General features: G+C 73.6%; 20 protein-coding genes and 1 pseudogene. 12 read left to right on the top strand and 9 right to left on the bottom strand.

Annotated elements, in window-relative coordinates; genetic code table 11:
• Window positions 1-99 precede the first annotated feature (99 nt).
• The 4 genes from ACYF6T_RS11570 to ACYF6T_RS11585 all read right to left on the bottom strand — a co-directional run bounded on the left by ACYF6T_RS11570 (window position 100) and on the right by ACYF6T_RS11585 (window position 3,544).
• Window positions 100-1,326: a cytochrome P450 gene (locus ACYF6T_RS11570; protein WP_461695703.1), complete on the bottom strand. Its 1,227-nt coding sequence runs from the start codon at window positions 1,324-1,326 to the stop codon at window positions 100-102.
• Window positions 1,327-1,392: 66 nt separating this feature from the next.
• Complete coding sequence (locus ACYF6T_RS11575; RefSeq protein WP_461696010.1) at window positions 1,393-1,479, bottom strand: hyalucidin A family RiPP precursor; 87 nt, start codon at window positions 1,477-1,479, stop codon at window positions 1,393-1,395.
• 6 nt (window positions 1,480-1,485) lie between these two features.
• Window positions 1,486-2,640: a cytochrome P450 gene (locus ACYF6T_RS11580; protein ID WP_461695704.1), complete on the bottom strand. Its 1,155-nt coding sequence runs from the start codon at window positions 2,638-2,640 to the stop codon at window positions 1,486-1,488.
• A 136-nt stretch (window positions 2,641-2,776) separates the two neighbouring features.
• Entirely contained in the window at window positions 2,777-3,544 is a 768-nt protein-coding gene (locus ACYF6T_RS11585; RefSeq protein ID WP_461695706.1) for an IclR family transcriptional regulator, read from the bottom strand.
• Window positions 3,545-3,741: 197 nt separating this feature from the next.
• Here ACYF6T_RS11585 and ACYF6T_RS11590 point away from each other — a divergent pair, with 197 nt between their 5' ends.
• The 3 genes from ACYF6T_RS11590 (at window position 3,742) to ACYF6T_RS11600 (ending at window position 8,274) form a co-directional block, all read left to right on the top strand.
• Entirely contained in the window at window positions 3,742-6,678 is a 2,937-nt protein-coding gene (locus ACYF6T_RS11590; protein ID WP_461695708.1) for an AfsR/SARP family transcriptional regulator, read from the top strand.
• A 42-nt stretch (window positions 6,679-6,720) separates the two neighbouring features.
• Window positions 6,721-7,785, top strand: a complete 1,065-nt coding sequence (locus tag ACYF6T_RS11595; RefSeq protein ID WP_461695710.1) for a YihY/virulence factor BrkB family protein — start codon at window positions 6,721-6,723, stop codon at window positions 7,783-7,785.
• Window positions 7,786-8,109: 324 nt separating this feature from the next.
• The gene (locus ACYF6T_RS11600; RefSeq protein ID WP_461695711.1) at window positions 8,110-8,274 is read left to right on the top strand and encodes a hypothetical protein; all 165 of its coding nucleotides are present in this window, start codon (window positions 8,110-8,112) and stop codon (window positions 8,272-8,274) included.
• 371 nt (window positions 8,275-8,645) lie between these two features.
• Here the strand turns inward: ACYF6T_RS11600 and ACYF6T_RS11605 are convergent, their stop codons facing one another.
• A complete protein-coding gene (locus ACYF6T_RS11605; RefSeq protein WP_461695712.1) occupies window positions 8,646-10,412 on the bottom strand; it encodes a tannase/feruloyl esterase family alpha/beta hydrolase in 1,767 nt (588 codons plus the stop codon).
• A gap of 792 nt (window positions 10,413-11,204) precedes the next feature.
• Here ACYF6T_RS11605 and ACYF6T_RS11610 point away from each other — a divergent pair.
• A complete protein-coding gene (locus ACYF6T_RS11610) occupies window positions 11,205-11,486 on the top strand; it encodes a substrate-binding domain-containing protein (RefSeq protein ID WP_461695713.1) in 282 nt (93 codons plus the stop codon).
• Here the strand turns inward: ACYF6T_RS11610 and ACYF6T_RS11615 are convergent.
• The gene (locus ACYF6T_RS11615; protein WP_461695714.1) at window positions 11,446-13,056 is read right to left on the bottom strand and encodes a purple acid phosphatase family protein; all 1,611 of its coding nucleotides are present in this window, start codon (window positions 13,054-13,056) and stop codon (window positions 11,446-11,448) included. The two genes, ACYF6T_RS11610 and ACYF6T_RS11615, sit on opposite strands and share 41 nt — an antisense overlap.
• Before the next feature lie 401 nt (window positions 13,057-13,457).
• Between ACYF6T_RS11615 and ACYF6T_RS11620 the strand changes: the two genes are divergently transcribed.
• The gene (locus tag ACYF6T_RS11620; RefSeq protein WP_461695715.1) at window positions 13,458-14,450 is read left to right on the top strand and encodes an alpha/beta fold hydrolase; all 993 of its coding nucleotides are present in this window, start codon (window positions 13,458-13,460) and stop codon (window positions 14,448-14,450) included.
• On the opposite strand, the gene ACYF6T_RS11625 is transcribed toward ACYF6T_RS11620, so the two are convergent.
• Together ACYF6T_RS11625 and ACYF6T_RS11630 are read right to left on the bottom strand one after the other, a co-directional pair.
• The gene (locus tag ACYF6T_RS11625) at window positions 14,407-15,174 is read right to left on the bottom strand and encodes a YoaK family protein (RefSeq protein ID WP_461695717.1); all 768 of its coding nucleotides are present in this window, start codon (window positions 15,172-15,174) and stop codon (window positions 14,407-14,409) included. The genes ACYF6T_RS11620 and ACYF6T_RS11625 overlap by 44 nt on opposite strands.
• Window positions 15,175-15,197: 23 nt before the next feature.
• Window positions 15,198-16,901, bottom strand: a complete 1,704-nt coding sequence (locus tag ACYF6T_RS11630) for an NAD-dependent malic enzyme (RefSeq protein WP_461695718.1) — start codon at window positions 16,899-16,901, stop codon at window positions 15,198-15,200.
• A gap of 125 nt (window positions 16,902-17,026) precedes the next feature.
• On the opposite strand from ACYF6T_RS11630, the gene ACYF6T_RS11635 reads away from it, so the two are divergent.
• The 6 genes and pseudogenes from ACYF6T_RS11635 to ACYF6T_RS11660 all read left to right on the top strand — a co-directional run bounded on the left by ACYF6T_RS11635 (window position 17,027) and on the right by ACYF6T_RS11660 (window position 20,535).
• Complete coding sequence (locus tag ACYF6T_RS11635; RefSeq protein WP_461695719.1) at window positions 17,027-17,935, top strand: LysR family transcriptional regulator; 909 nt, start codon at window positions 17,027-17,029, stop codon at window positions 17,933-17,935.
• 138 nt (window positions 17,936-18,073) lie between these two features.
• Window positions 18,074-18,376, top strand: a complete 303-nt coding sequence (locus ACYF6T_RS11640; protein ID WP_461695721.1) for a hypothetical protein — start codon at window positions 18,074-18,076, stop codon at window positions 18,374-18,376.
• 15 nt (window positions 18,377-18,391) lie between these two features.
• Window positions 18,392-19,059: pseudogene (locus ACYF6T_RS11645) on the top strand (YqcI/YcgG family protein).
• Between the two features lie 68 nt (window positions 19,060-19,127).
• Window positions 19,128-19,460 carry a PadR family transcriptional regulator gene (locus ACYF6T_RS11650; protein ID WP_461695722.1) on the top strand — a complete coding sequence of 111 codons (333 nt, stop codon included), beginning with the start codon at window positions 19,128-19,130 and terminating at the stop codon, window positions 19,458-19,460.
• Window positions 19,457-20,275 carry an HD domain-containing protein gene (locus tag ACYF6T_RS11655; protein WP_461695724.1) on the top strand — a complete coding sequence of 273 codons (819 nt, stop codon included), beginning with the start codon at window positions 19,457-19,459 and terminating at the stop codon, window positions 20,273-20,275. Before ACYF6T_RS11650 ends, ACYF6T_RS11655 begins: the two co-directional genes overlap by 4 nt.
• On the top strand, window positions 20,269-20,535 hold the full coding sequence (locus ACYF6T_RS11660) for a hypothetical protein (RefSeq protein WP_461695725.1): 267 nt from the start codon (window positions 20,269-20,271) through the stop codon (window positions 20,533-20,535). The genes ACYF6T_RS11655 and ACYF6T_RS11660 overlap by 7 nt, the downstream gene beginning before the upstream one ends.
• 46 nt (window positions 20,536-20,581) lie before the next feature.
• On the opposite strand, the gene ACYF6T_RS11665 is transcribed toward ACYF6T_RS11660, so the two are convergent.
• Window positions 20,582-21,238: a TOPRIM nucleotidyl transferase/hydrolase domain-containing protein gene (locus ACYF6T_RS11665; protein WP_461695726.1), complete on the bottom strand. Its 657-nt coding sequence runs from the start codon at window positions 21,236-21,238 to the stop codon at window positions 20,582-20,584.
• A gap of 165 nt (window positions 21,239-21,403) precedes the next feature.
• Between ACYF6T_RS11665 and ACYF6T_RS11670 the strand changes: the two genes are divergently transcribed.
• Window positions 21,404-22,336 carry an alpha/beta hydrolase family protein gene (locus tag ACYF6T_RS11670; protein ID WP_461695727.1) on the top strand — a complete coding sequence of 311 codons (933 nt, stop codon included), beginning with the start codon at window positions 21,404-21,406 and terminating at the stop codon, window positions 22,334-22,336.
• The last annotated feature ends 144 nt before the right edge of the window (window positions 22,337-22,480 follow it).

Here is a 22,480-nt window from a genome sequence, read left to right on the forward strand (position 1 = left end):
GGGACCAGACGGGCATGCGGAGCGGATGAGGCCGGCCCCAGGCACTGCGGGTCGCCGCCGCGGCCACACCCCCCGGACCTGGGCCGGGGAACGTCGGCGTCAGTCCCGGAAGGCCAGCCGGCCGCGGAAGTTCTCCGGGACCGGTGCGAAGCGCAGGGCCATCGTGACCTCCTGCGGCCGCTCGACGCTCAACCGGTAGCGCGTGCACAGCAGGTGGAGCAGCGCCATCAGCTGGACGGTGCCGATGTTCGCGCCGATGCACTTCTTCGGCGCCCACCCGAACGGCACGTAGCAGCTGCGGTCCGCCGGGCCGTGCGGCGCGCCCGGCAGGAACCGGTCGGGGTCGAAGACGTCGGGCTGCTTCCACACCCGCTCGTCGCGGTGGATCATGTGCGGGCTCAGCAGATACCACTGCCCCGGCTCCAGCCGGGTCCGGCCCAGGTCGAAGGCGAACTTGGAGCGGCGCACCAGCAGCAGCGGCGGGCTCCACATCCGCAGCACCTCCTTCACGAACCGGTGGGTCAGCGGAGCCGCGGCGGTCGGGGCCGTGCGGAACTCCACGGGGTCCACGGCGCTCAGCTCCTCCGCCAGACGCCGCTGCCAGTCCGGGTGGCGGGCGAACTCGTACAGCAGGCTCGCCGCGGCCGTCCCAGGCGGGCCTCCGATGGCCGTCAGGACGGCCGTCACCACGTCCAGCGCTCGGTCCATGCCGAGTTCGGGCAGCAGGTCCACGAACGGGTCGGCAAGGTCCGGCTCGCGTCCGCGCCGGCCCCGGGCGCGCTGGCGCAGCACCCGCCGCACCACCAGTCCCGAGCGCACCTGCACGGCGATGAAGCGCAGGTGGTGCCAGGTGCTGCCGGGCTCGGGGGAGACCAGCCGCAGCAGCTTCATCTCCAGGTCCCGGCGCACCAGCTCCGCCTCCGCGGAGGTGAGGCCGCTCAGCGCGAGCGGCAGCAGCGAGCGCAGGGTCACGTCCTGCATGAGCATGGTCAGGTCGAGATCCTCACCGACCCGGGTGTCCATGATCCCTTCCATGCGCTCGATCAGCCGGCCGTGGTGTTCGGCGGTGGCGAGGGTGTGCAGCTGGGTCAGCCAGGCCGAGCGGATCCGGCTCCAGCGCATCTCGGGGCTGGACCGGCGGCGCACCATGTCGACGAGCCGGTCGTGCATGACGAACCGGTGCCAGTTCGTGGCGCTGACCCGGCGTGCCGCCTCCGGCTCGAACACACCGAGCCGCTGGTCGTCGACCCAGAAGACGCCGTCCTCCTGTGCGCTGCGCATCCGCATGAAACGCAGGAAGTCCTCCGGGTGCTGCGGGGTGGTCATCGTGAACGTTCTCCTCGTGGGCGCGCGAGGAGGCGACCGGCTCGGCGCCTCCCCGCGCAGGGCCGGTCAGATGTGGTGGTACAGGTACCAGAAGTACTCGTACTGGCCTCGGATGTTGAGGACCGACTTCGCCTTGAGATACAGCGCGCGCATGCTGGTTCACCTCCTCCCGGGGCAGCCGTCGTGGGGGCTCAGCGCCGCGGTGAACCGCGGCGGAGCCAGCGCCGGACCCACCTGGGGCCCGCCGCCGTCATGGGTGACCGACACCCGCCAGTCACGGGTGAGCAGGGTGACGAGGTCCTCCAGCAGCCGCACGGTGACGGTCGCGCCGGCGCACGTGTGCGGGCCGAGCCCGAACGGCAGATACGCCCCGTCCGGCACGCCCGCCGCCCAGCGCCGCGGGACGAACTCGTCGGGACGCTCCCAGTGCCCGGGGTGCCGGTGCACCAGGTAGCTGCACACCACGAGCCGGTCCCGGGGCGTCACCCGGGTGCCGCCCAGCTCCTGCGCCCGGCTCGGCGTGCGGGCGAACAGCCACGCCACCGGCCACAGCCGCAGCGCCTCGCGTACCGTCCAGCCCGGCTCGGCCGCCGCGCGTTCGGGGTGCGTGCCCAGGAGGAGGACCGACCAGCCGAGCGCGAACCCGACCGAGCCGGTCACGGCGAACAGGAAGGAGAGATAGACCTCCACGAGGTCCCGCGGGTCGGCCTGCGGGCCGGCGCCGTCGACGACGACGTCGAGGAGGTCGCGCGGCCGGGCGGGTCCGGTGACGCGGCGTTCGTGCTGCCGGGCGCGCACTTCGCCGCGCAGGACGCGCAGGGCACGGTGCCGGAACAGCAGCCGGGACGGCGGCGCGTGGCGTCGGCGCGCGCCCGCCAGCACCGCGCGGGCGACGACGGCCGTCACGGTCCGGTGCACGCGCGCGGGGGCGTCCGGGTGCAGCAGCACGTCCCGCAGGTGGTGCAGGACGAACAGGTTCCCGGCGTCCGGCCACACGCTGTGCGGTGCCAGCCGCTCGGCGACCAGCCCGGGCAACTCCGCGCGGTGGGCGTCGAGGTGACGGCGTATCAGGTCGCGGGCGGCGCGGCCGATGGCGATCTGCGCCGGGCGCGGCCCGAAGACGCCGTGCCGGTTGCGGTAGAAGTCGGAGGTCTCCGCCACCACCGCGTGACGGTTGCCCAGCACCTCGCGGGCCGCTTCCGGATCGGCCACCCACACGTCGCCCTCGACCGAACGCCACACGCCGTGCACGCCGTCGAACCCGGCGGTCGGCGGGCCCGGCGGGCCGACGCGGCGGTGCGGTGACGACTCCATGGCACCCTCCCGAGCGTGTGTACGGGCCTGGCGCCGCCCAGGGACCACGGTGCTCGCGCCGGCGGGTCCAGCCTGCTGAGCGGGCCCGGCGCTGTCGTCCGTTGTGCCGATGAGCGGAACAGCCGCGGCGTGTCCGTCACCGGGCGTGGCGCAGGCCGGCGCTGATGGCCGAGGCCGCGCGGCGGGCGGTGTCGGCGAGGCGCTCCAGGCTGTGGTCCGGGTCGGTCAGCACGCTCAGCGCCGCCACCGGCGCGCCGTCGCGGGCGAAGACGGGCACGGCGGCGCAGCACACCCCCGCCAGCACCTCCTGCCGGTCGAAGGCGGCCGCGCTCTCCCGGATGCGTGCCGCCTGCCCGGCCCAGGTCTGCGGCAGCGGCCCCAGGGGCAGACCGGGACGGGCCCAGGCGACCAGGATCTTGCCGGCCGCCGTGTACCACGGCCAGGTCTGCCGGCCCTCGGGCAGCGGACAGGGACTGTCGGGGGGCGCCGTCCAGTCCAGCACCAGGGTCTGCCCCTCGTACAGGACGGCCAGCCCGACCGTCATGCCGGTGACGGCCGCCAGCCGCCGCAGCGGGCGCCCGGCGGTCCGTCGCAGACCGGGATACGGCTGCCAGCCGTGGCCCAGCCGGAACATGCCCGGCCCGATGCGGTAGCGGCCCGCACGGCGTTCGACGGCCCCCAGCTCCACCAGTTGGTCGAGCAGCCGGTACGCCGTCGTCTTGGGCAGACCGCACGCCGAGGCCAGTGCCGTCACCCCCGCGTCCTCCGCCTGACGCAGGGCGTTCAGCAGGGCGAAGGCCCCCTCCAGGACGCCGCGGCCGGCTGTCGCGGACTCCGGTCCGTGCAGGTCCGGCGCCGGTGCCGCCTGCCGTGGGGCGCTCCAGTCCGGCGCCGTCGTCGTCATGGTCGCCGTGGTCGATCGATGCACGTGTCAACCCCCGTGTTCACGTGTGGCCCCGAGGAGTGGTCGGTCCGGGGCGGTGGTGCGCGCCGCGCTGCCGTGCCGGAGCGGGCGTCGCTCGCAACAGCGTGAAGGGCGGGGGTGGGCCGAGATTTTGCCGAAAGGTTGTCGCCCTGCACGCGTATGTGAGGAGACTGTGGATGCGATGTGCACGGGGGGTGGGCATGGTGCTGCGGCTGTGTCTGTCGGGGCCGGTGGAAGTGCTGGTGCGCGGTGCGTCGGTGGACCTCGGTCCGCCCCAACGCCGCGCTGTCCTGGCCGCGTTGGCGGTGGACGCCGGCCGGCCGGTGCAGGTGGACGTGCTCGTCGAACGGATCTGGGACGCCGATCCGCCCGACGGCGCGCGCCGCGCCCTGTACGCGCACATCGCCCGCATCCGGCGGCTGGCGGAACGCCTGGACGACGCCGGTGACGGGCACCTGCCGGTGCTGCGCCGCTCCGGGGGCTACCAGCTGGACGTCGACCCCGACCACGTCGACCTGCACCGCTTCCACCGTCTGGCCGCCGGCGCCCGCGACCACGCGCAGCCCGACGACACGCGTGCCGCGCTGCTGCGCGAGGCGCTCGCCCTGTGGCGCGGCGAACCGCTCGCCGGACTGCACGGCGGCTGGCCCGCCCGCATGCGGGAGACCTGGCGCCGGCAGCGCGTGGACGCCGCCGTGCGCCTGGCCGGCATCGAGGTCCACGGCGGCGACCCGGCGTCCGTCGTGGACCTGCTGACCGACCTGCTGGGCGAGTACCCGCTGACGGAGCCGCTGGCCGAGGCCCTCATGCGGGCCCTGCACGCGGCCGGCGACAGCGGCGAGGCGCTGCGCTGCTACGCGCAGACCAGACGGCGTCTGGTGGAGGAACTCGGCACCGAACCCGGGCGCCGCCTCAGGGAGTTGCACCAGGAGATCCTCCACGAGCGCCCCCTCACGAACGCCCAGGACGCCGCGCCCGCCGCCCCGGCGGCACCGCCCACCGTCGCGGAGGTGCGCGACGGTGTGGGTGGGCATCAGCGTGGTGTACTCGCCCCGCACACCGTGCCCGCTCAACTCCCCATGGGCGCGCACTCCTTCACCGGCCGCACCGACGAACTCTCCCGGCTGGACGCCCTGCTGGCCGATACCGGGCGCCGTCCGGCGGCCGTGGTCGTGTCGGCGCTGTCGGGCATGGGGGGAGTGGGCAAGACCGCGCTCGCCGTGCACTGGGCGCGCCGGGTGCGCGAGGCGTTCCCCGACGGGCAGTTGTACGTGAACCTGCGCGGCTTCGACCCCGGCGGCACGCCGCTCGCCCCCGACCGCGCGGTGCGCGGCTTCCTCGACGCGCTGGGGGTGCCCGCGGCCCGGGTGCCGCAGTCGCCGGACGCGCAAGCGGGCCTGTACCGCAGCCTGCTGGCCGGCCGGCGCGTCCTGGTGCTGCTCGACAACGCCCGTGACGCCGAACAGGTACGGCCCCTGCTGCCCGGCGCGCCCGGCTGTCTGGCCCTGGTCACCAGCCGCGGTCCGCTGACCGGACTGGCCGTCGCCCAGGGAGCGCAGTTGCTCGCCCTGGACCTGCTCACGCCGGCCGAGTGCCGTGAGCTGCTCGCCGCCCGCCTCGGCGCCGCCCGGGTGGCCGCCGAGGCCGCCGCCGTCGACGAGATCGTCGTGCGCTGCGCCGGGCTGCCCCTCGCCCTCGCGGTCGTCGCCGCCCGCGCCGCCGCCCGGCCCGCCGTGCCGCTGTCCGGTTTCGCGGGCGAACTGCGCACCGCCGAGCGGATCCTGGACCCCCTGGACACCGGCGACCCCGCCACCGCCGTACGGACGGTCTTCCAGTGGTCCTACCGCACACTCAGCCCGCCGGCCGCCCGCCTGTTCCGGTTCCTGGGCCTGCACCCCGGCCCCGACGCCGACCTGACGTCCCTCGCCGCACTCGCCGGCACAGGAGTGGAGCAGGTCCGGGAGGCGGCCGCGGAGCTGACCGCGGCCCACCTGCTGACCGAACACACCCCGCGGCGCTACACCTGCCACGACCTGCTGCGCGCCTACGCCGCCGAGCTGGTGGCCGTCCACGACGACGAACCCGCCGTACGGGCCGCGCGGCGCCGAGTGCTGGACCACTACCTGCACACCGCCTACGCGGCCGACGCCCTGGTGACCCGGCGCCGCCACCCGATGACCCTCGCCCCGGCCGAACCCGGCGCCCTGCCCCGCCAACCGGCCGACGGGGACGAGGCGCTGGCGTGGCTGATCGCCGAGCAGCCGGTCCTGCTGTCGGCCGTGGAGCGACCGGCGCCCGGTCTCGACCGTTACACCTGGCAGCTCGCGGCGATGCTGACGACGTTCCTGGAACGCCAGGGCAACTGGCAGGCCCTGACCGACGTCCACACCGCCGCCCTCCACGCGGCGACCGTCCACGACGACCCGACCGGACAGGCCACCGCCCACCGCGGCCTCGGCCTGGCCCGCTTCCAGCTGCGCGACCCCGCCGGCGCCCGCGACCACTTCACCCGGGCCCTCGCCCTCTTCCGCCGCCTGGACAACCACGCCGGCCAGGCCCGCACCCGGCAGAACCTGGCCAAGATGGCCTGGGCGCACGGCGCGCCCCGCGAGGCACTGCACCACTCCCGGCGCTCGCTGGAGCACTTCCGCCTCGCCCACGACCGCGGCGGCCAGGCGGTCGCCCTCAACGACATGGGCTGGTACCTCGCCGAACTCGGCGAACTGCGCGAGGCCCACTCCCACTGCCGGCAGGCGCTGCCGCTGGTCCAGGCCACGGGCGACCTCAGCGGCGAGGCACACACCTGGGACAGCCTCGGCTACATCCACCGCCACCTGGGCCGCCACACCACGGCCGTGGAGTGCTACGACCGGGCCCTCGCCCTCTTCCGCAAGACCGGCGACCGCCGCAGCGAGGCCATCGGCCTGACCTACCTCGGCGACACCCACGAGGCGGCGGGCGAGTCGGGCGCGGCACTCGACGCCTGGCACGAGGCCCTGGACCTCTTCGACGAGCTGGGCCTGCCGGAGGCCGACGCCCTGCGCGCCAAGCTCCGCACGCACGCGCCCCCGTCCCCGAAGCCGGCGCGGCGTCAGGCACCGTACGGCGTGTAGAGCGCCCGGCTTGAGCGGGGTGCGGCGGGATACCCGGGCGGTATGACGAAACTGCATCTTCCCGGGCGTAAGACCCATGACGAGCCCGAGCGGGCGAGCGCTCCCCGAGTGCCGGCGCCGGAGGACGCGGGGCCGGACCGAGACGTGGAGCGGGCGGCGCCGCCGACACCGACCCGGCTGCCGAAGGGCGCCTGGGGCGCGGTGTTCAAGGGCAGCCTGAAGGAGTTCAAGGACGACGAGCTCACCGACCGGGCCGCGGCCCTGACCTACTACGGGGTGCTGTCGCTCTTCCCGGCGCTGCTGGTGCTGGTGTCCCTGCTGGGGATCACCGGCAAGTCGGCCACCGCCAAGGTGCTGAGCAACCTCAGGCAACTGACCCCCGGTTCCGCGCGCGACATCATCACCAGGGCCGTGGAACAGCTCCAGAACCACTCCGGGACCGGCTCCGTGATGGCCCTGGTCGGCATCGTGCTGGCCGTGTGGTCGGCGTCCGGATACGTGGCCGCCTTCATCCGCGCGGCCAACGCCGTCTACGACATGCCCGAGGGCCGTCCGGTGTGGAAGGTCCTGCCGGTGCGGGTCGGCGTCACCGTGGTGCTGATGGTGCTGGCGGTGGCCAGCGCGCTGATCGTGGTCTTCACCGGCGGTCTGGCCCGCCAGGCCGGGCAGGCGCTCGGGATCGGGGACACGGCGCTGACGGTCTGGTCGATCGCCAAGTGGCCGGTGCTGGTGCTGCTGGTGACGGTGATGATCGCGATCCTGTACTGGGCGACGCCGAACGCCAAGGTCAAGGGGTTCCGGTGGATCACCCCGGGCAGCTTCCTGGCCCTGGTGATCTGGCTGGCCGCGTCCGCCGGGTTCGCCTTCTACGTCGCCAACTTCGCGTCGTACAACAAGACCTACGGCACCATGGCCGGCGTCATCGTCTTCCTGGTGTGGCTGTGGATCAGCAACCTCGCCATCCTCCTCGGCCTGGAGTTCGACGCCGAGAGCGTGCGCCAGCGGGCCATCGCCGGCGGGCACCCGCCCGAGGCCGAGCCGTACACCCAGCCCCGGGACACCAGGACGTGGGACGAGGAGGACGTCCGCCGACTGGAGAACGACTGATCCGGCCGGCGCGTCGTGACACCGCTGCGTTCAGCCTGGTTCAGCTTTGTTCGCGGTTCCAAGGGCATGCCCGCGCCGCGGGGCCGGGTTGGGTTCCGGCCATCAAGGAGTCGCCGGGCTTGGTGCCGTCGGTCCTGCGGCGGACGGTGATGCGCGCCCGCTCGATCGGGACCCAGGGCGTGGCATCGCCCGCCGTCGCACACCTCGGCCGGTTTCCCCGCTCACGTCACGATGTTTCGAGGTGCTGTGCCGGCCGTCGTTTCCCCCGTACCGCCCCAGCCTGCGCAGTCGCCCCCCGAGTCCCGGCACATCACGCTCACGATCGTGCCGGCCTGCGTGGGCGTGTTCGTCTCCTACCTGCCGGTCGTCGGCGTCTCGGTCGCCCTGCCGGTGCTGCGGCAGGCGCTCGACGCCTCCACCGCCGGGCTCCAGTGGATCACCGACGCGTTCCCCCTGCCGACCGCGGCGCTGCTGCCGACCTGCGGGTGATCGGTGATCTCTACGGCCGCAAGAAGGCCCACCTCGGCGGTCTGGCGCTGTTCTGCCTGGGCCGCCTGGTGTGTGTGACCGCGCACAGCGTCGTCCAGGTCTGCGTGGGGCAGGCCCTGTCCGCCTACGTCGCGAGCTGCACCGACGCCCTGCACCCCTGCGCCCTCGTCGGCGGGATCGGCATGCTGGTGGCGGCCGTGGTGGCCTTCGTCCTCATCGGGGTTCGCGCCCGGCCCATCCCGCACACCGCGTCCGAGACGGTGCCGCTGACCGGCGAGATGGCGGGGGCGAGGCGAGCTGACCGTACGGCAGACGGGCGGGGCCCGGCGCCGCATCGCGCCGGGCCCCGCCCGTCACCGTCGTGGGACAGGTCACGCCTTGCCCCGGGTGAGGACCCACTTGCCATGGACCCATGCGCCGACCTTCTCGTAGCCGGAGCGGAAGGAGCCGAGCCAGTTCAGGATCAGGCCGGCCTCGGCCGTGGACTTGACCGGGGTGTAGCCGGAGGGGTCGTCGGCCGAACCGCCCGTGTTCTCGGCGACGTACGGGAAGGGGTAGACCGGCCGCGACGAGGTGACCTTGCCGGTGCTGTCGACCGTCTTGGTGAGCAGGCTGTCGGGTGCCTGGCCCTTGGTGACCCAGTCGACGATCGCGGTGAGCGCGTCGAACTTGTCCGGGCCCTGACCGCCGCCGCAGTGGGCGACGCCCGGGAGGAGGAAGAGCCGGGCGAAGCCGCTGGTGGCCGCCGCGCCGCCCATGGCCTTCTCGACCGCCTTGTAGTACGCCATCGTTCCGACGGCCGGGATGTGCTGGTCGCCGAGTCCGTGCCACAGGATCAGCTTGCCGCCGGCCTTCTTGAACGCCGTCAGGTCGGGGTCGGTGGCGTCGTAGACGCCCTCGTTGGGCTGCATGATCCTCTTGAAGTAGGCGGCGGTGAACTTCACGTCCCGGTAGGTCAGTTCGGGGTGGGGTTCGTCGAAGACCTGGTAGCGGATGGTCTCCCTGACGAAGTTCTGGTCACCGGTGGTGCCGGTGGCGGTCGTCGGCACGATGATGCCGGCCCAGTTCAGCTCCGAGCCCCGCAACTGGTAGCCGGGGTACAGGAGCCGGCCGTGCTCGTCGGTCGGGCCGGCGTAGATGCGGCGCAGGGTGGTGACCTGGTCGGCGGTGAGGCAGTACGCGTCGGCGGTGGACGTCTGCCCGCTCTTGCACTGGATGCTCGCCGGGTCCCAGGTGCAGGCCAGCGGGTCGGCGATGATCCCGTCGGCGGGCGCGCCGCAGCCCTTGAGGACGGCGGCGTGGATCGGCGCCAGGTCGGCTGTGGTGATGGTGGCCGGGCCGCCGTTGAGGAAGACGGACTGGGCGGTCCAGGCGTGCGAGAAGGTGTTGAGCGCGGTGAAGTTGTTGGCGGGGGCGCCGGCGATGATGCCGTCGAAGTCGGTCGGATAGCGCTGCGCCTCGGTCAGGGCCTGGTGGCCGCCCTGCGAACACCCGTCGAAGTAGGAGCGGGTGGCGGCCTGGCCGTAGTAGCGCTTGACGAGGGCCTTGGCGGCCTGCACGAGCAGGTGGTCGGACTTGTAGCCGAAGTCGGCACGCAGGCTGGGGTCGGTGGAGAACAGGCCGCCGCCCTGGTAGTGGCCCTCGTCGCTGGAGGCGACCGCGAAGGCGCCGTCGGTCAGCGGCACGCAGCCGTAGGAGGCTGCCGCGCTGTCCGTGCTGACGTTGCCGCACAGGCCCCCGCAGCCCAGTTGCAGGTAGTCGCCCTGCCAGCCGGTCTCGGGCAGCCGCAGCTCGAAGTGGATCTGCGGGGCGATCACGCCCTTGACGTCACAGTAGGCCCAGTTGCCCAGGGTGTTGCTGCCGGCCCCGACCTGGGTGGCCGAGGTGACCTCGAACGGCACCCCCGGTACGGCGGCCGCCAGGTCGAGGGAGGTCGCCCCGGAGCAGGACATCGCCGGAGATATGCCGGACGTCGTGGTGCCGGCGGCGTGCGCGTCGACCGCGGCGACGTTCTGCGCGACGGCCGAGGCACCGCCGGCCAGCGCCGCGCTCACCCCGGTCACGAGCGTGAGCACGGTGGCCAGGACGGCGAGAAGGACGGCGGTCCTTCGCCGACACCATCTGCTGAGTACGGGCATGCGGGATCTCCGTTCGACGAGGGTGGGGGTGCCGGAGCCGAGAACGGTGGGGCTCGACTCCGCGGTCCCCGAACGTAGCTCCGCCGCGGAGTGTCAGCAATATCGACGACAGAATTGCCAACAAAAAATCGAGACAGGTCAGCGTGCCGGCATCCGTCCTCGCGGAGACGCCGATGGCGCGTCCGCTTCACGAAGGGGCTTTGGCCACGCCGTGATGGGTGGGGCCAGTTGGTCAGCAGCCGCATCCGGGCGTCACCCGGCATCGCCTGGCACAGCTGTGCCGCTGCGCGCACGGGATCGGCCACCGTGATCTCGTCGGCGAGATCGCCGTTGGGCGGCGCCCCGAACACGTGCACGGCATCGCCCGCGCGCTGCGCGAGGGCGCCTCCGACCACGGCAGTGGAGGGCAACTTCTCCCGCAGCCATGTCCGCGGCTTGGGCGAGGAGTTGGCCGAGCACGACGACATCCTGCTGGTCCGGCAGGGTCGTGCGGCGCCCGAGGTCACGCAGAAGATCCTCGACAGCATCGCGGCGCGGGCCCTGCCGCGGTCGGGCGAGGTCTGCATGCCGGGCAGGAGCCCTCCGAGGGGGGCTCGGAGGACGGCTTCGCCGCCAGCGCCGCCCTCCAGACCTGCTACGTTGCCGAACGCGGCCACAGCCGTATCGCCATGGTCCCACCCGACCACGACGTCCCGTTGCCCGAGGCCGTCTCGGATTCGCCCGCGAGGCCGCCGGGCGGCTGGACCTGCCGCCGTCGAGGCGTACCCGGCGGCGCATCCGGAGGCGACTGCCGTGGCCGCCTTCGACGACGACACCGCGCTGCGCACCCTGACGGCCCTGGGCGACCTGGGGCGGCGCGTCCCCGAGGACGTGGTCGTGATCGGCTTCGGCGAGACCGAGTACGGCTCGCTGTCCACGACCGCGCTCACCCCGTGCGCATCGACGTCGAGATCCTCGGCCGCCGCGCCGCCCGGGCCGCGCTCGGCGTCGCCCCCGGGGCCGTCACCGGGCGGAGAAGCGGTTCCGGCGGCGACTACCCCGCGTGGCCGTCGGAGCGGCGGCGGTGGAGGGTGAAGGTCTCGAACACCGACAGCTCGCCGTGCGGCTTGTTCACGTTGTAGTAGGTCACGTGCATACGGGTGGTGTCGCCCGCGTACCGGCCCGGATCGACGGTGAAGGCAGCGAAGCCGTAGGGGTGTTCGACGTCCCGGACGCCCGTCCAGACGGCCTCCTCCTTCGTGTAGGTGGAGGTGCGCTTGCCGTTGGCGCCGGGGGTCGCCGACACCGCGGTGATGACCTTGGCGGTGCCGTCGGTGAAGAACTTCTGGTTCGTGGTGCCCGAGACGCCTCCGCCGCCGAGGACCATGTGGACGGTGCCCAGACCGGTGTCGATGGAGTCGGTGGCCTGCGAGACCGGGTTCGGCGTCAGCGTCTCGCTGCCGGTGACGACACCGCGCACGGCCAGCGAGCGCTCGTAGTTGTGCTCGTGGCCGCACAGCACGAGGTCGACGCCGTACCTGTCGAACAGCGGACCGTACTTCTGGCGCAGGCCGAGGTCGGCGCCGTTGGCGTCCGAGGAACTGATCATGACCTGGTGCATGGCCACGACCACCCAGTCCACCTCACGCGAGGCCCGCGCCGCCTTCAGCTCCCGTTCCAGGAAGGCGAGTTGGCGTCCGCCGGAGTAGCCGTTGATGTAGACGTCGCCGCCGTCCTGGAGGCAGTTGTCGTCGTTCTGCAGCACGATCACACGCACCGAGCCGACCGTGAACGCGTACCACAGGCCGGCCAGTTCGGCGTCGGTCTCGGTGGAGGGCAGGGTGAAGTAGGCCTGGTAGGCGCCGAGTCCGAGGGGCCCGTTGGCCTTCTCGATCTCGTGGTTGCCGGCGGCAGGCATCCAGGGGCGGAACCGCGCGGAACGGCTGTTGTTGGTGAAGAAGTTGTTCCAGGTGCGCACCCGGTCGACGTCGAGGTTGGCGTAGCACAGGTCGCCGTTGAGCAGATGGAACAGCGGGGCGACCTGCTCGATGCCGGTGACGATGTCCTTCGTCGCCGGAGTGGAGTTGGCGTCCAGTGCCACCGTGCCGTCGGCCGCCCAGGTCACCTGCGGAGCGGACTGGTCGCCGAAACTGGTGAAGGTGAACGGCCTGCGCCCCTGCGGCGCCGTGCGGAACGTGCCGCTGTCGGGGGTCGCGCCCGCGTGGGTGGCGAGGTAGAGGTAGTCCGTGCCCGGGGTGAGCCGGTTCAGCCGGGCGTGGTGGACGTAGACGGTCCGGTCGGACGTGCCGTCGACGTAGGTCACGGTCCGGGCCTCGGCGCTGGAGCCGAAGCCGTGCTCCAGGGTGCCGTAGTGCACCACGGGTCTGGTCACCGGCCGGTCGGTGATCCACGAGACCGTCATCTGGGTGCGGGGGTCCGCCCCGAAGGTCAGGTGCAGCCCCTGGACCGGGGGCGCGCCGGAGGAGTCCGCGGTGACGTGAAAGGCCGGTGCTTCGGGCGGCGCGGCCTGCGCCGTGCCCGCCCCCAGCAGCGGGGTGACGGCCGCGCCCGCCCCCGCCGTACCGAGCAGGCCGAGCGCGTGACGACGGCTGACCCCCTCGGCGGAATCCCGCGTCCCGTCCGATGTCCCTGCCCCTGCGGTCATGATGCCCTCCCTGACGAGCTGTTGAGCTCTCAACGGACGGCACCCTGACGCTCTCTGGCGGACTGCGGGTGAACGGCGTGTGGCGAGTTGGCCCTTGAGGCGCCCGAGGCGGGCGGGGACGGTGTTCCTTGCCACTGCCTTTGCCGTCCGCTGCCCGAGCGTTGACTCCGCCGCCGTGCGGTGACGCTGACCCCGCGCGGTCGTACGGGCGCCCGTGCCCGATGCGGACCCGGTACGGCCGGGCGGGCGCCCGTGCCCGGCGCGGCGCACCGGCGGGTTGCCGAAACGGCAACAAGCCTCCCTCCCGCGGCGGCGCCCCCAGCATGATCGGTGTCGAGCCGCGGCCACGGCGGACCGGGAGTCTCCCGTGGCCAGGGCGGGCCGCTGGAATCGGAGGACGCATGTCGCACCACGTCACGGATGTCACCCATCGTCTGGTCGCCTCGCCGGCGGGCCGCATCCATCTGGTGGAGCAGGGCAGGGGACCGCTGGTGCTGCTCGTGCACGGCTTCCCCGAGTCCTGGTACTCCTGGCGCCGCCAGCTGCCCGCGCTGGCGGCGGCCGGATACCGCGCCGTCGCCGTCGACGTGCGGGGTTACGGCCGCTCGTCCAAGCCCGCCGACCCGTCCGCGTACCGGATGCTCGACCTGGTGGCGGACAACGTCGCGGTGGTGCGCGCCCTGGGCGAGGAGTCGGCCGTGATCGTCGGCCACGACTGGGGGTCGGCGATCGCCGCCAACTCCGCCCTGCTGCACCCGGAGGTCTTCCGTGCGGTGGGCCTGCTCAGCGTCCCCTACACGCCCCGCGGTGGTCCGCGGCCCAGCGAGGTCTTCGCCCGGATGGGCGGCGACGAGGAGTTCTACGTCTCCTACTTCCAGCAGCCCGGCCGCGCCGAGGCGGAGATCGAGCCCGACGTGCGCGGCTGGCTCGCGGGGTTCTACGCGGCCCTGTCCGGCGACACCATGCCCGGGCCGCGGGCGGCGGATCCGCACTTCGTCTGCAAGGGCGGGATGCTGCGCGACCGGTTCCCCGCGGGCGGGCTGCCCGGCTGGCTCGATGAGGGCGATCTCGACGTCTACGCCGGGGAGTTCGAGCGCACCGGCCTGACGGGCGCGCTGAACCGGTACCGCAGCATGGACCGCGACTGGGAGGACCTCGCCGCCTACGACGGCGCCCCTCTGACGCAGCCGTCGTTGTTCGTCGGCGGTCGCCTGGACGCCTCCACGATGTGGCTGGCCGACGCGGTCGACGCGTACCCGACCACGCTGCCGGGCCTGGTCTCCTCCCACCTCCTGGACGACTGCGGTCACTGGATCCAGCAGGAACGCCCCGCCGAGGTGAACCGGATCCTCACCGACTGGCTGACCGCCATGTCCCGGGACACCTCACGGTGACCAGGACGGTCAGGGCGACGAGGACGGCCAGCCCGGCCACCAGGGCCAGCGCCCAGCGCGTACCGGCCAGGCGGATGACGACCGTACCGAGCGCGGCACCGGCGATCAGGGTGAGGACACTGCAGGCCTGACGTACGGCCGTCGACGGTGTGCGCTCCTGGGCGCGGCTGCCGACCAGCCCGGTCAGTGTGCTGGTCATGACCGTCGTGGTCAGTCCCGGTACGCCCAGCCGCCGGACGGCCGCGTTCTGCAGGCCCAGCGCCACCGCGCACAGCAGGACGGGGACCGGTGTGGGGGACCGGACCGGGATCGCCGCCGTGAAGAGGGCGGCCTCCGCCGCCGCGCACAGCCCGAGCAGCGTACGGTGGCCGACGCGGTCCGGCGCCACCGTACGGACCAGCAGGGCGCCCAGGACGAAGCCGCCGAGCGCCGTCAGCGGACCGGCCGGCGAGGACCCGGGGGCGCCGGCGAGCGCCAGGCCGATGAGGACGAGGTTGCCGGTCATGTTCGCCACGAAGACATGGCCGAGCCCGAGCAGGCTGACGGCGTCGATGACGCCGCTGAGCAGGGTCAGGATCAGCAGCGGGGCGAGCACCCGGCCGTCCCTCGTCCCACCGGTGAGCGCCTGCCGGGCCCGGGCCGCGACGGCGCGGAGCCCGGCCACGCGCCGTGGAGGCTTCACGGGCCCGGCCCGGAACTGCGCGGGCTTCACGTCGGTGTGCATACGGGCACCTGCCGCTCAGCCGGTCAGACCGCGGCGATGGGCCGGTAGACCGGTTCCCACATCGCCTGGCGCACCCGCTCCTCGATGGTGTCGTCCACGGTCTCCCGGGCGACGCCGTCCTGGGCCGCGGCCCGGGCCACGGCGACCGCCACCGCGGCCGAGGTGCGCCGCAGCCGCGTGGTGTGCGGCAGCAGGGAGGCGCCGGGAGTGCCGGAGTCGACCTGCGCGGCGACGGCGTGCGCGGCGGCGGAGAGCATGGCGTCGGTGACCCGGGTGGCGCGGGCGACGACGGCGCCGAGTCCCAGGCCGGGGAAGACCAGCGCGTTGTTGGCCTGGCCGATCTCGTAGGTGACCCCGTCCCGGGTGACCGGCTCGAACGGGCTGCCGGTCGCCACGAGCGCCCGGCCGTCGGTCCAGTCCAGCAGCTGTGCGGGGACGGCCTCGGCCAGGCGGGTCGGGTTGGACATCGGCAGGATGATGGGGCGCTCGGTGTGCGCGGCCATCTCCCGCACGAGGCTCTCGGTGAAGGCGCCGCCCTGGCCGGAGGTGCCGATCAGCACGGTCGGCCGGACTTGCCGGACCACTTCCTCCAGGGGGATGCCGCCGACCTTCTCGTCCTGCCGCCAGTCGGCCACCTCGTCGGCCGAGCGGGCGTAGGCGGCCTGGAAGTCCCGCAGTCCCTCCTGGCCATGGGTGAGCAGCCCGTAGCGGTCCACCGCCCAGACCCGCCCGGTGGCCTCCTCACGGGTGAGGCCCTCGGCGACCATGGCGTCCCGCAGCTGGTCGGCGACGCCCATGCCGGCCGTACCGGCGCCGAAGACGACGACGCGGTGCTCGGGCAGCGGCAGCCCGCTGACCCGTACGCCCGACAGGACCGCGGCGAGGTTGACCGCGCCCGTGCCCTGGATGTCGTCGTTGAAGACGAACCGCTCGCCGCGGTAACGGTCCAGGATGCGGCGGGCGTTGGCCGGTCCGAAGTCCTCGAAGTGCAGCAGCGCGTGGGGGAAGAGGCGGGCCGCGGTGGTGACGTAGGCGTCGATGAACGCGTCGTACGTCGGCGTGTCCACCCGGGGGTGGCGGTTGCCCAGGTACAGCGGATCGTCCAGGAGCTGCTCGCGGTTGGTGCCGACGTCGAGGACCACGGCGAGGGTGCGGGACGGGTCGATGCCGGCCGCCGCCGTGTACACGGCCAGCTTGCCGACGGAGATGTCGATGCCGCCCACGCCCCAGTCGCCGATGCCGAGGATGGCCTCGCCGTCGGTGGCCACGACGAGATCGACGTCCTCGGCCGTCAACCCGGAGGCGCGCAGGGCCGGTTCGATGTCCTCGGGCGCGTCCACCGACAGGTAGATGCCGCGCGGGCGCCGGTACTCGCTGCTGTAGCGCTCGATGGCGGTGCCGACCGTGGGCGTGTAGACGATGGGCAGCATCTCGGCGAGGTGGTCGCCCAGGAGCCGGTAGAACAGCACCTCGTTGCGGTCGTGCAGCGCGGTGAGGTTGACGTGCTTGGCCAGGTCGCTGGGCTGGGCGCGGTACTGGCCGTAGGCGCGGTCGGCCTGCTCGTCCAGGGTGAGCACACGCGGCGGGATCAGGCCGTCCAGGCCCAGGTCCCGGCGTTCGCGCTCCGTGAAGGCCGTGCCCCGGTTCAGACGGGGATCGGCCAGCACGGCACGCCCCCGCGCCGAGGTCTCGAGCCGGTTCTCCTGCGCGTTCCAGCGGGTGTTCATCGTCGCTCCGTACGAGTGGGGGAGGGGCGGGTGTCGGCCGCCCGTCCCTCCCAGGGTCCCCGTCACGGTCCCATGCGTCCAATGCCTGCATACGTGTCGTTCCATGCGTCAGTAACATGGATCTCATGGACGTGCAGGTGCTGCGGTGTTTCCTGGCCGTGGCCGAGGGTGCCACGGTGACCCAGGCCGCCGCGGACGCGCACCTGACCCAGCCGGCCCTCTCGCGTGCGCTCAGGCGGCTCGAGCACGAGGTCGGGGCCGAGCTGTTCCAGCAGGTGGGCCGGGTGCTGCGGCTGACACCGGCGGGGCGTGCCTTCAAGGAGCACGCGGACGCCGCGCTGGAGGAGCTGGACCGCGGCCTGCGCGCGGTCCACGAGACCGTCTCCCCGGAAGCCGGTCTGATCCCGCTGGCCTTCCTGCACTCCCTGGGCACCTGGCTGCTGCCGCCGCTGATCACCGGTTTCCGCACCCGCTTCCCGCGCTCCCGGTTCGAGCTGCACCAGGGCAGCGAGGCCGTGCTCGTCCAGCACCTGCTGCACGGCACGGCCGACCTGCTGCTGACCGCCGGCGACCCGGGCCACCCCCTGATCACCTGGCGGCGCCTGCTGGAGGAGCCGCTGTGGCTGGCCGTGCCCCCCGGTCACCGGCTCGCCCGGCGCCGGCGGGCCCGGCTGGCCGAGGTCGCCGACGAGCCGTTCATCCTGCTGCGGCACGAGCAGGGACTGCGCTCCGTCACCGAGGCGCTGTGCCGCACCGCCGGCTTCACCCCCCGGGTCGGCTTCGAGGGCGACGAGGTGGCCACCCTGCGCGGCCTGGTCGGGGCCGGGCTCGGTGTCGCCCTCGTCCCCCGCCCGCACGCCGCCGTGCCCGCCACCGCGCCCACCTACCTGGAGGTGACCGACGTCGACAGCGCCCGCGACATCGGCATCGCCTGGCTGACCTCGCGCACCCTCCCGCCGAACTCCGCCCGCTTCCTCGACCACGTGCGCCGACACGCCACGACGGTGGCCGACCAGGAACACGCGCCGTCCTGACGCAAGCCGGGGTCACCTCGACCGGCGGCATCTTCCCGACGCCGTCGATGAAGGTGCAGCCCACGCGCGGGACGTCACCGACCAGCCGGACGTCCGCGAGCCGGCCCGGTCCCGGCGGCCGAGCAGGCCGTCCACCTGATGCCCGCCGCCTCGCTCACCGACGCCGGTGCGGCGGTCACGCGTGCCGGGTGCCTCGTCGTCCTCGCCGAGATCATCACCCGGTGGCCCGCCCTCCTCGGCGTCCTGCGCCGGCGCGACGAGCACGGTTCGGGCTTCGGTGCCCTGGCGGAGGCGGCCGGCGACGACGCGAGGTGGCGCGAGCGCACACGCTCCATGGGCGTGACCGCCCCCGACAACGAACCCGCCCTGGCCGACCTGCGGCACTTGCTGCGCACGTACGACGGAAGGGGCATCGCCGAACTGGCCGACCGTCTGCTGTGACCGGGAGGAGAAGCGATGGGGCAGGCAAGGTTGTGGAGCGACGCCGACCTCGACGGCACGCACACGGGCCAGGCCGCTCAGGGTGCGGCGCGTGCCGGCCGCCCGCTCGCCTGGCTGGTCTCCGCGCACGGCCGGTTCGTGGCCGCCCTGTTGGGTTCACCGTCGTACCCCTGCCCGTTCGGCGTGCAGGCGCAGCAGCGGCAGGACAACCGGTTCACCGCTGCGGACCACCGGCACGGCTCCCGGGGCATACGGCAACTCGCGTTGAGTGTCGAGGCGTTCCGGGATCTGTCCGGCGCGAGCCGGGCGAGACAGTCGCTGATCGTCGCCGTGGGCCCACCGCGGACGGACCGGACCGCCGCCCCCGACACGGAACTCGAACAGGGCCACGCCCGCTTCTGGGGCGTCCTCACCGCACTGAGTGAACTCGACCCCCGGCCATGGCCGTTGAACCACCCCTCGACGTCCGTGACCCCGACTGGCAGTGGTGCTTCCTCGGTGAACCGTGGTTCGTCTTCGCCGCCGGCCCCGCCCACCGCGCCCGCCGCAGCCGCAACCTCTCCGACTGCCTCACCCTGGTCTTCCAGACGATGCGCGTCTCCGCGGGTCTGATCGAGCACGAACAGAGCGGCATGCCCCGGCTGACGACGAGCCCTCCTGCCGCGGGCGACGCCCTGACCTGACGGGGGATCAGGGAGCCTGGACAGTCCGTATATAGGCTATGTAGAGTACGATTATGGGTTCGCCGCGTATGACCTTGCAGACCCAACTGGTGCTGCGGGCTTTGCTGGAGGATCCCGCCAGGCAGCGCTACGGCCTTGAGCTGTGCGAGCTGGCGGGGCTGCCGTCGGGCACGATCTATCCGATCCTCGCCCGTCTGGAACGGGTCGGCTGGGTGGACAGTGTCTGGGAGGACCCCGCCGTGCACGAGGAGGCCGGCCGTCCGCGCCGCCGCTTCTACCGCATCACCGAGGACGGCGCGGAACAGGCCCGCATCGCCCTGGCGCGTGTCTACCGCGCCCGCAAGCAGCCCCTTCCGGGATGGGCCGCCACCCGTCCGGTCGGTGACGGAGGAGTGTCATGAGGCCCGGGCGCCGGTCGGCGCGGCGCCGGGGCGTCCGCGCTTCCCACGCCCCTTCCCTCGCGGGGGTGTTGGCCGCCGTACGCACGCATCACGCCGACGCCGACCTCGCGCTTGTCCGGCACGCCCACGACGAGGCCGCCCGCTGGCACGCGGGGCGGTTCCGCCGCAGCGGGGACCCGTACGTCACCCACTGCGTGGCCGTCGCCGCGATCGTCGCCGAACTCGGCATGCCGACGTCCGTCGTCTGCGCGGCCCTGCTGCACGACATCGAGGACACGTCCTGCCCGCCGGGCCGCGTGGCCGCCCGCTTCGGCGAAGACATCGCCGAACTGGTCGTGGCGGCCCGCAACGCGCAGCTCGGGCCGGCTCCGTCCCCGGGTACCACGCCGTCATCCGCCCTGCCGGACGTCCCGCCGTCCCGGACGGAGGCCGTGCTGGCCATCCGTCTCGCCGACCGGCTGCACAACATGCGCACCATTGCGTACCTCGCCCCGGCCACCCGCCACCGCAAGGCCCGCGAGACTCTCGACGTCCTCGCACCCCTGGCCGGTGCCGTCGGCCTGACCGACGTGAGCCGCGAACTGCACGAGCTGTCCTCCGCCGTCCTGCGGCGCACCCCCCTGGTGTGGGCGATCCCCACCCTGCTGCTGCCCGCCGGTCATCGGGGACGCTGGCGGGAGGAATGGCAGGCGGAGATGGGCGTCCTCACCGGGCGACGGGCCCGAGCCCGCTTCACCGTCCGCGTTCTGCTCCGCACGCCCCGGCTGTCCCTGACCCTGCGGCGCCCGGCCGGTCGGGAACAGCGGCGATGGTGAACGTGGCGGCCCGCGTCGGCGGCCTGGTGGGGGCTGCGGCCGCCTTCGTGGTGGCCGTGGCGCGCGGGGGCCCGCCCGTCTGGACGATCGCGGGACTCACGGCGAGCGCGCTGGTCCTGGTCGCGGTCGTCCTGTTCGTTCCGAGCGAGACCCCGTCCCGCCGCCTCGCCCAGCTGATCCGGGCCTGGCGGAACTCCGGCGGCCCGGACCCCGAGCGCTCGGCCACGACCTCGCCGTCCCCGAGCCGCGACGGCGGATGACGGCTTCCGGCGGAGCGCCGGTCGTGGCGCTGACGCCGTAGCCCTGTCAGACGCGTGCGAGCAGCCGCTCCAGCGGCCTCGGCATGCGGTCCAGGGGCAGTTGGGCGACCAGCGCCTGGGCGTAGAGCGCCTTGCGGCCGCTGTGCGTGCCCATGAAGCGGCGCAGTTGGTGTTCCACGGGCCTCTCGCGCTGGGCCGGTTGGTTCCGGAAGGTCTGGAAGGGGCGTCTCTCGCCCTGGGCGTCGATCACCTGCTGTACGCCGTCGGCGCCGAGGGCGCGGATCAGTTCGTCCTCCAGGTCGGCGACGCAGATGTGGAACCCGAGCCTCTCCAGCCCCTCGGAGGTCAGGCCCGACCCGAGGCCGACGCGCTCCAGGTGGCGCCGGAAGTGCCGTTCCTCGCCGATGTCGCAGAGGCCGGCCAGCGGGAGGCCGAGTCCGGGGGGACCGCACACGTCCAGGAAGCGCCCGATGTTCGTCGCCCCGCCCAGCGGCACCACGGCGACGCCCTCCGCGCCCAGGTCGCGGCCGTGGCGCAGGGCCAGCGCCTCCAGCGCGGCCTGGTCGCTGCCGCCCTCGACGAGCACGATCGCGCGCACGCCGTCGCCGGCCAGCCCGCGTGCCTCCGCCGCGGCCGCGCCGGCCCCCGACCCGCGCGCCGCCCACGTGACCAGCGCCTGCCGGAACCGCCTCACCTCGTCCACGTGACCTCGCCCTCCGACGGCATCGTGACACGGCCGAGATCCCGCACGCACGCGTGTTTTCGCGCGGCGACGACTCGGACGGCGCCCCTTGCAAAGCGGAACGGCGTTCCGTATCGTAAGTGGAGCGATGTTCCGCTTCCTGCTCCGAAGTGAAGGAGACGCGCCATGAGCGCATCCACCCCCGTTCTCTCGTTCAGCCCGCTGGTCCTGCCCGTGCCCGGACGCCCCGTGGACCTCCACGTCCGCGTCACCGCCCCAGCGACCGGGCGCGACCTGCCGGTCATCCTCCTGTCCCACGGGCACGGCCCGTCCAACAACCTCTCCTCGCTCAACGGCTACGCCCCGATCGCCCAGCGCTGGGCCGAACTCGGCTTCGTCGTCATCCAGCCCACCCACCTCAGCTCCAGGACACTCGGCCACCGCCTCGCCACGCTTCCCGGAGCGCCCTTCTTCTGGCGTTCGCGCGCCGAGGACATGACCCACATCCTCGACCGGCTCGACGTGATCGAGAACGCCGTCCCGCACCTGGCCGGGCGCGTGGACCACGACAGCGTCGCCGTCGCCGGGCACTCGCTCGGCGGCTTCACCGCCGGCCTGCTGCTCGGCGCCCGGGTCACCGGCCCCGACGACGGGCCGGAGGCGGACCTGACCGAGCCCCGCATCACGCAGGGCATCCTGCTGGCCGCGCCCGGTCGGGGCGGCGACGCCCTGAACGGGGAGATGGCCGACCGGGTGCCCTTCTTCCGCACCGTCGACTTCTCCCGGATGACCACCCCCGCGCTGGTCGTCGCCGGCGACAAGGACGACTCCCGGCACTTCACGGACGTCGGGCCGGACTGGCACGCCGACCCCTACCATCTCGCCCCGGGCCCCAAGACGCTGCTCACCCTGTTCGGCGCCGAGCACGGACTCGGCGGGACCGCAGGGTACGACGCCGCCGAGACCACGGACGAGAACCCCGAGCTGGTCGCCGCCCTCGCGCAGCTGACCGCCGCCTACCTGCGCAGCGCGTTCCGGCCCGGTGACGACGCCTGGCGGCAGGCCCGTCAGGCCCTCACCAGCGGCCCGGACGCGTACGGGCGGGTCGAGTCCAAGTAGGCGCCGAGCGCCGCCCGGGCCGCGCGCCGCCTCCCGCTGCACATCCCTCCTTCCACGTCGCATCATCATCCGGACTCCCGCGCGTCACCCGGCCTTCGCAGAATCTGCACGCCCCCCGACGCGTGGACGTCGTTGCTGCCAGCG

It is taken from the genome of Streptomyces sp. 7R007 (assembly GCF_054850255.1).

What these genes read in the sequence shown, in the direction of transcription:
- ACYF6T_RS11570 (WP_461695703.1), bottom strand. Translation starts at nt 1,326, where the DNA reads ATGACCACCCCGCAGCACCCGGAGGACTTCCTGCGTTTCATGCGGATG.
- ACYF6T_RS11575 (WP_461696010.1), bottom strand. Translation starts at nt 1,479, where the DNA reads ATGCGCGCGCTGTATCTCAAGGCGAAGTCGGTCCTCAACATCCGAGGC.
- ACYF6T_RS11580 (WP_461695704.1), bottom strand. Translation starts at nt 2,640, where the DNA reads ATGGAGTCGTCACCGCACCGCCGCGTCGGCCCGCCGGGCCCGCCGACC.
- ACYF6T_RS11585 (WP_461695706.1), bottom strand. Translation starts at nt 3,544, where the DNA reads ATGACGACGACGGCGCCGGACTGGAGCGCCCCACGGCAGGCGGCACCG.
- ACYF6T_RS11590 (WP_461695708.1), top strand. Translation starts at nt 3,742, where the DNA reads ATGCGATGTGCACGGGGGGTGGGCATGGTGCTGCGGCTGTGTCTGTCG.
- ACYF6T_RS11595 (WP_461695710.1), top strand. Translation starts at nt 6,721, where the DNA reads ATGACGAAACTGCATCTTCCCGGGCGTAAGACCCATGACGAGCCCGAG.
- ACYF6T_RS11605 (WP_461695712.1), bottom strand. Translation starts at nt 10,412, where the DNA reads ATGCCCGTACTCAGCAGATGGTGTCGGCGAAGGACCGCCGTCCTTCTC.
- ACYF6T_RS11615 (WP_461695714.1), bottom strand. Translation starts at nt 13,056, where the DNA reads ATGACCGCAGGGGCAGGGACATCGGACGGGACGCGGGATTCCGCCGAG.
- ACYF6T_RS11620 (WP_461695715.1), top strand. Translation starts at nt 13,458, where the DNA reads ATGTCGCACCACGTCACGGATGTCACCCATCGTCTGGTCGCCTCGCCG.
- ACYF6T_RS11625 (WP_461695717.1), bottom strand. Translation starts at nt 15,174, where the DNA reads ATGCACACCGACGTGAAGCCCGCGCAGTTCCGGGCCGGGCCCGTGAAG.
- ACYF6T_RS11630 (WP_461695718.1), bottom strand. Translation starts at nt 16,901, where the DNA reads ATGAACACCCGCTGGAACGCGCAGGAGAACCGGCTCGAGACCTCGGCG.
- ACYF6T_RS11635 (WP_461695719.1), top strand. Translation starts at nt 17,027, where the DNA reads ATGGACGTGCAGGTGCTGCGGTGTTTCCTGGCCGTGGCCGAGGGTGCC.
- ACYF6T_RS11640 (WP_461695721.1), top strand. Translation starts at nt 18,074, where the DNA reads ATGCCCGCCGCCTCGCTCACCGACGCCGGTGCGGCGGTCACGCGTGCC.
- ACYF6T_RS11650 (WP_461695722.1), top strand. Translation starts at nt 19,128, where the DNA reads ATGACCTTGCAGACCCAACTGGTGCTGCGGGCTTTGCTGGAGGATCCC.
- ACYF6T_RS11655 (WP_461695724.1), top strand. Translation starts at nt 19,457, where the DNA reads ATGAGGCCCGGGCGCCGGTCGGCGCGGCGCCGGGGCGTCCGCGCTTCC.
- ACYF6T_RS11660 (WP_461695725.1), top strand. Translation starts at nt 20,269, where the DNA reads ATGGTGAACGTGGCGGCCCGCGTCGGCGGCCTGGTGGGGGCTGCGGCC.
- ACYF6T_RS11670 (WP_461695727.1), top strand. Translation starts at nt 21,404, where the DNA reads ATGAGCGCATCCACCCCCGTTCTCTCGTTCAGCCCGCTGGTCCTGCCC.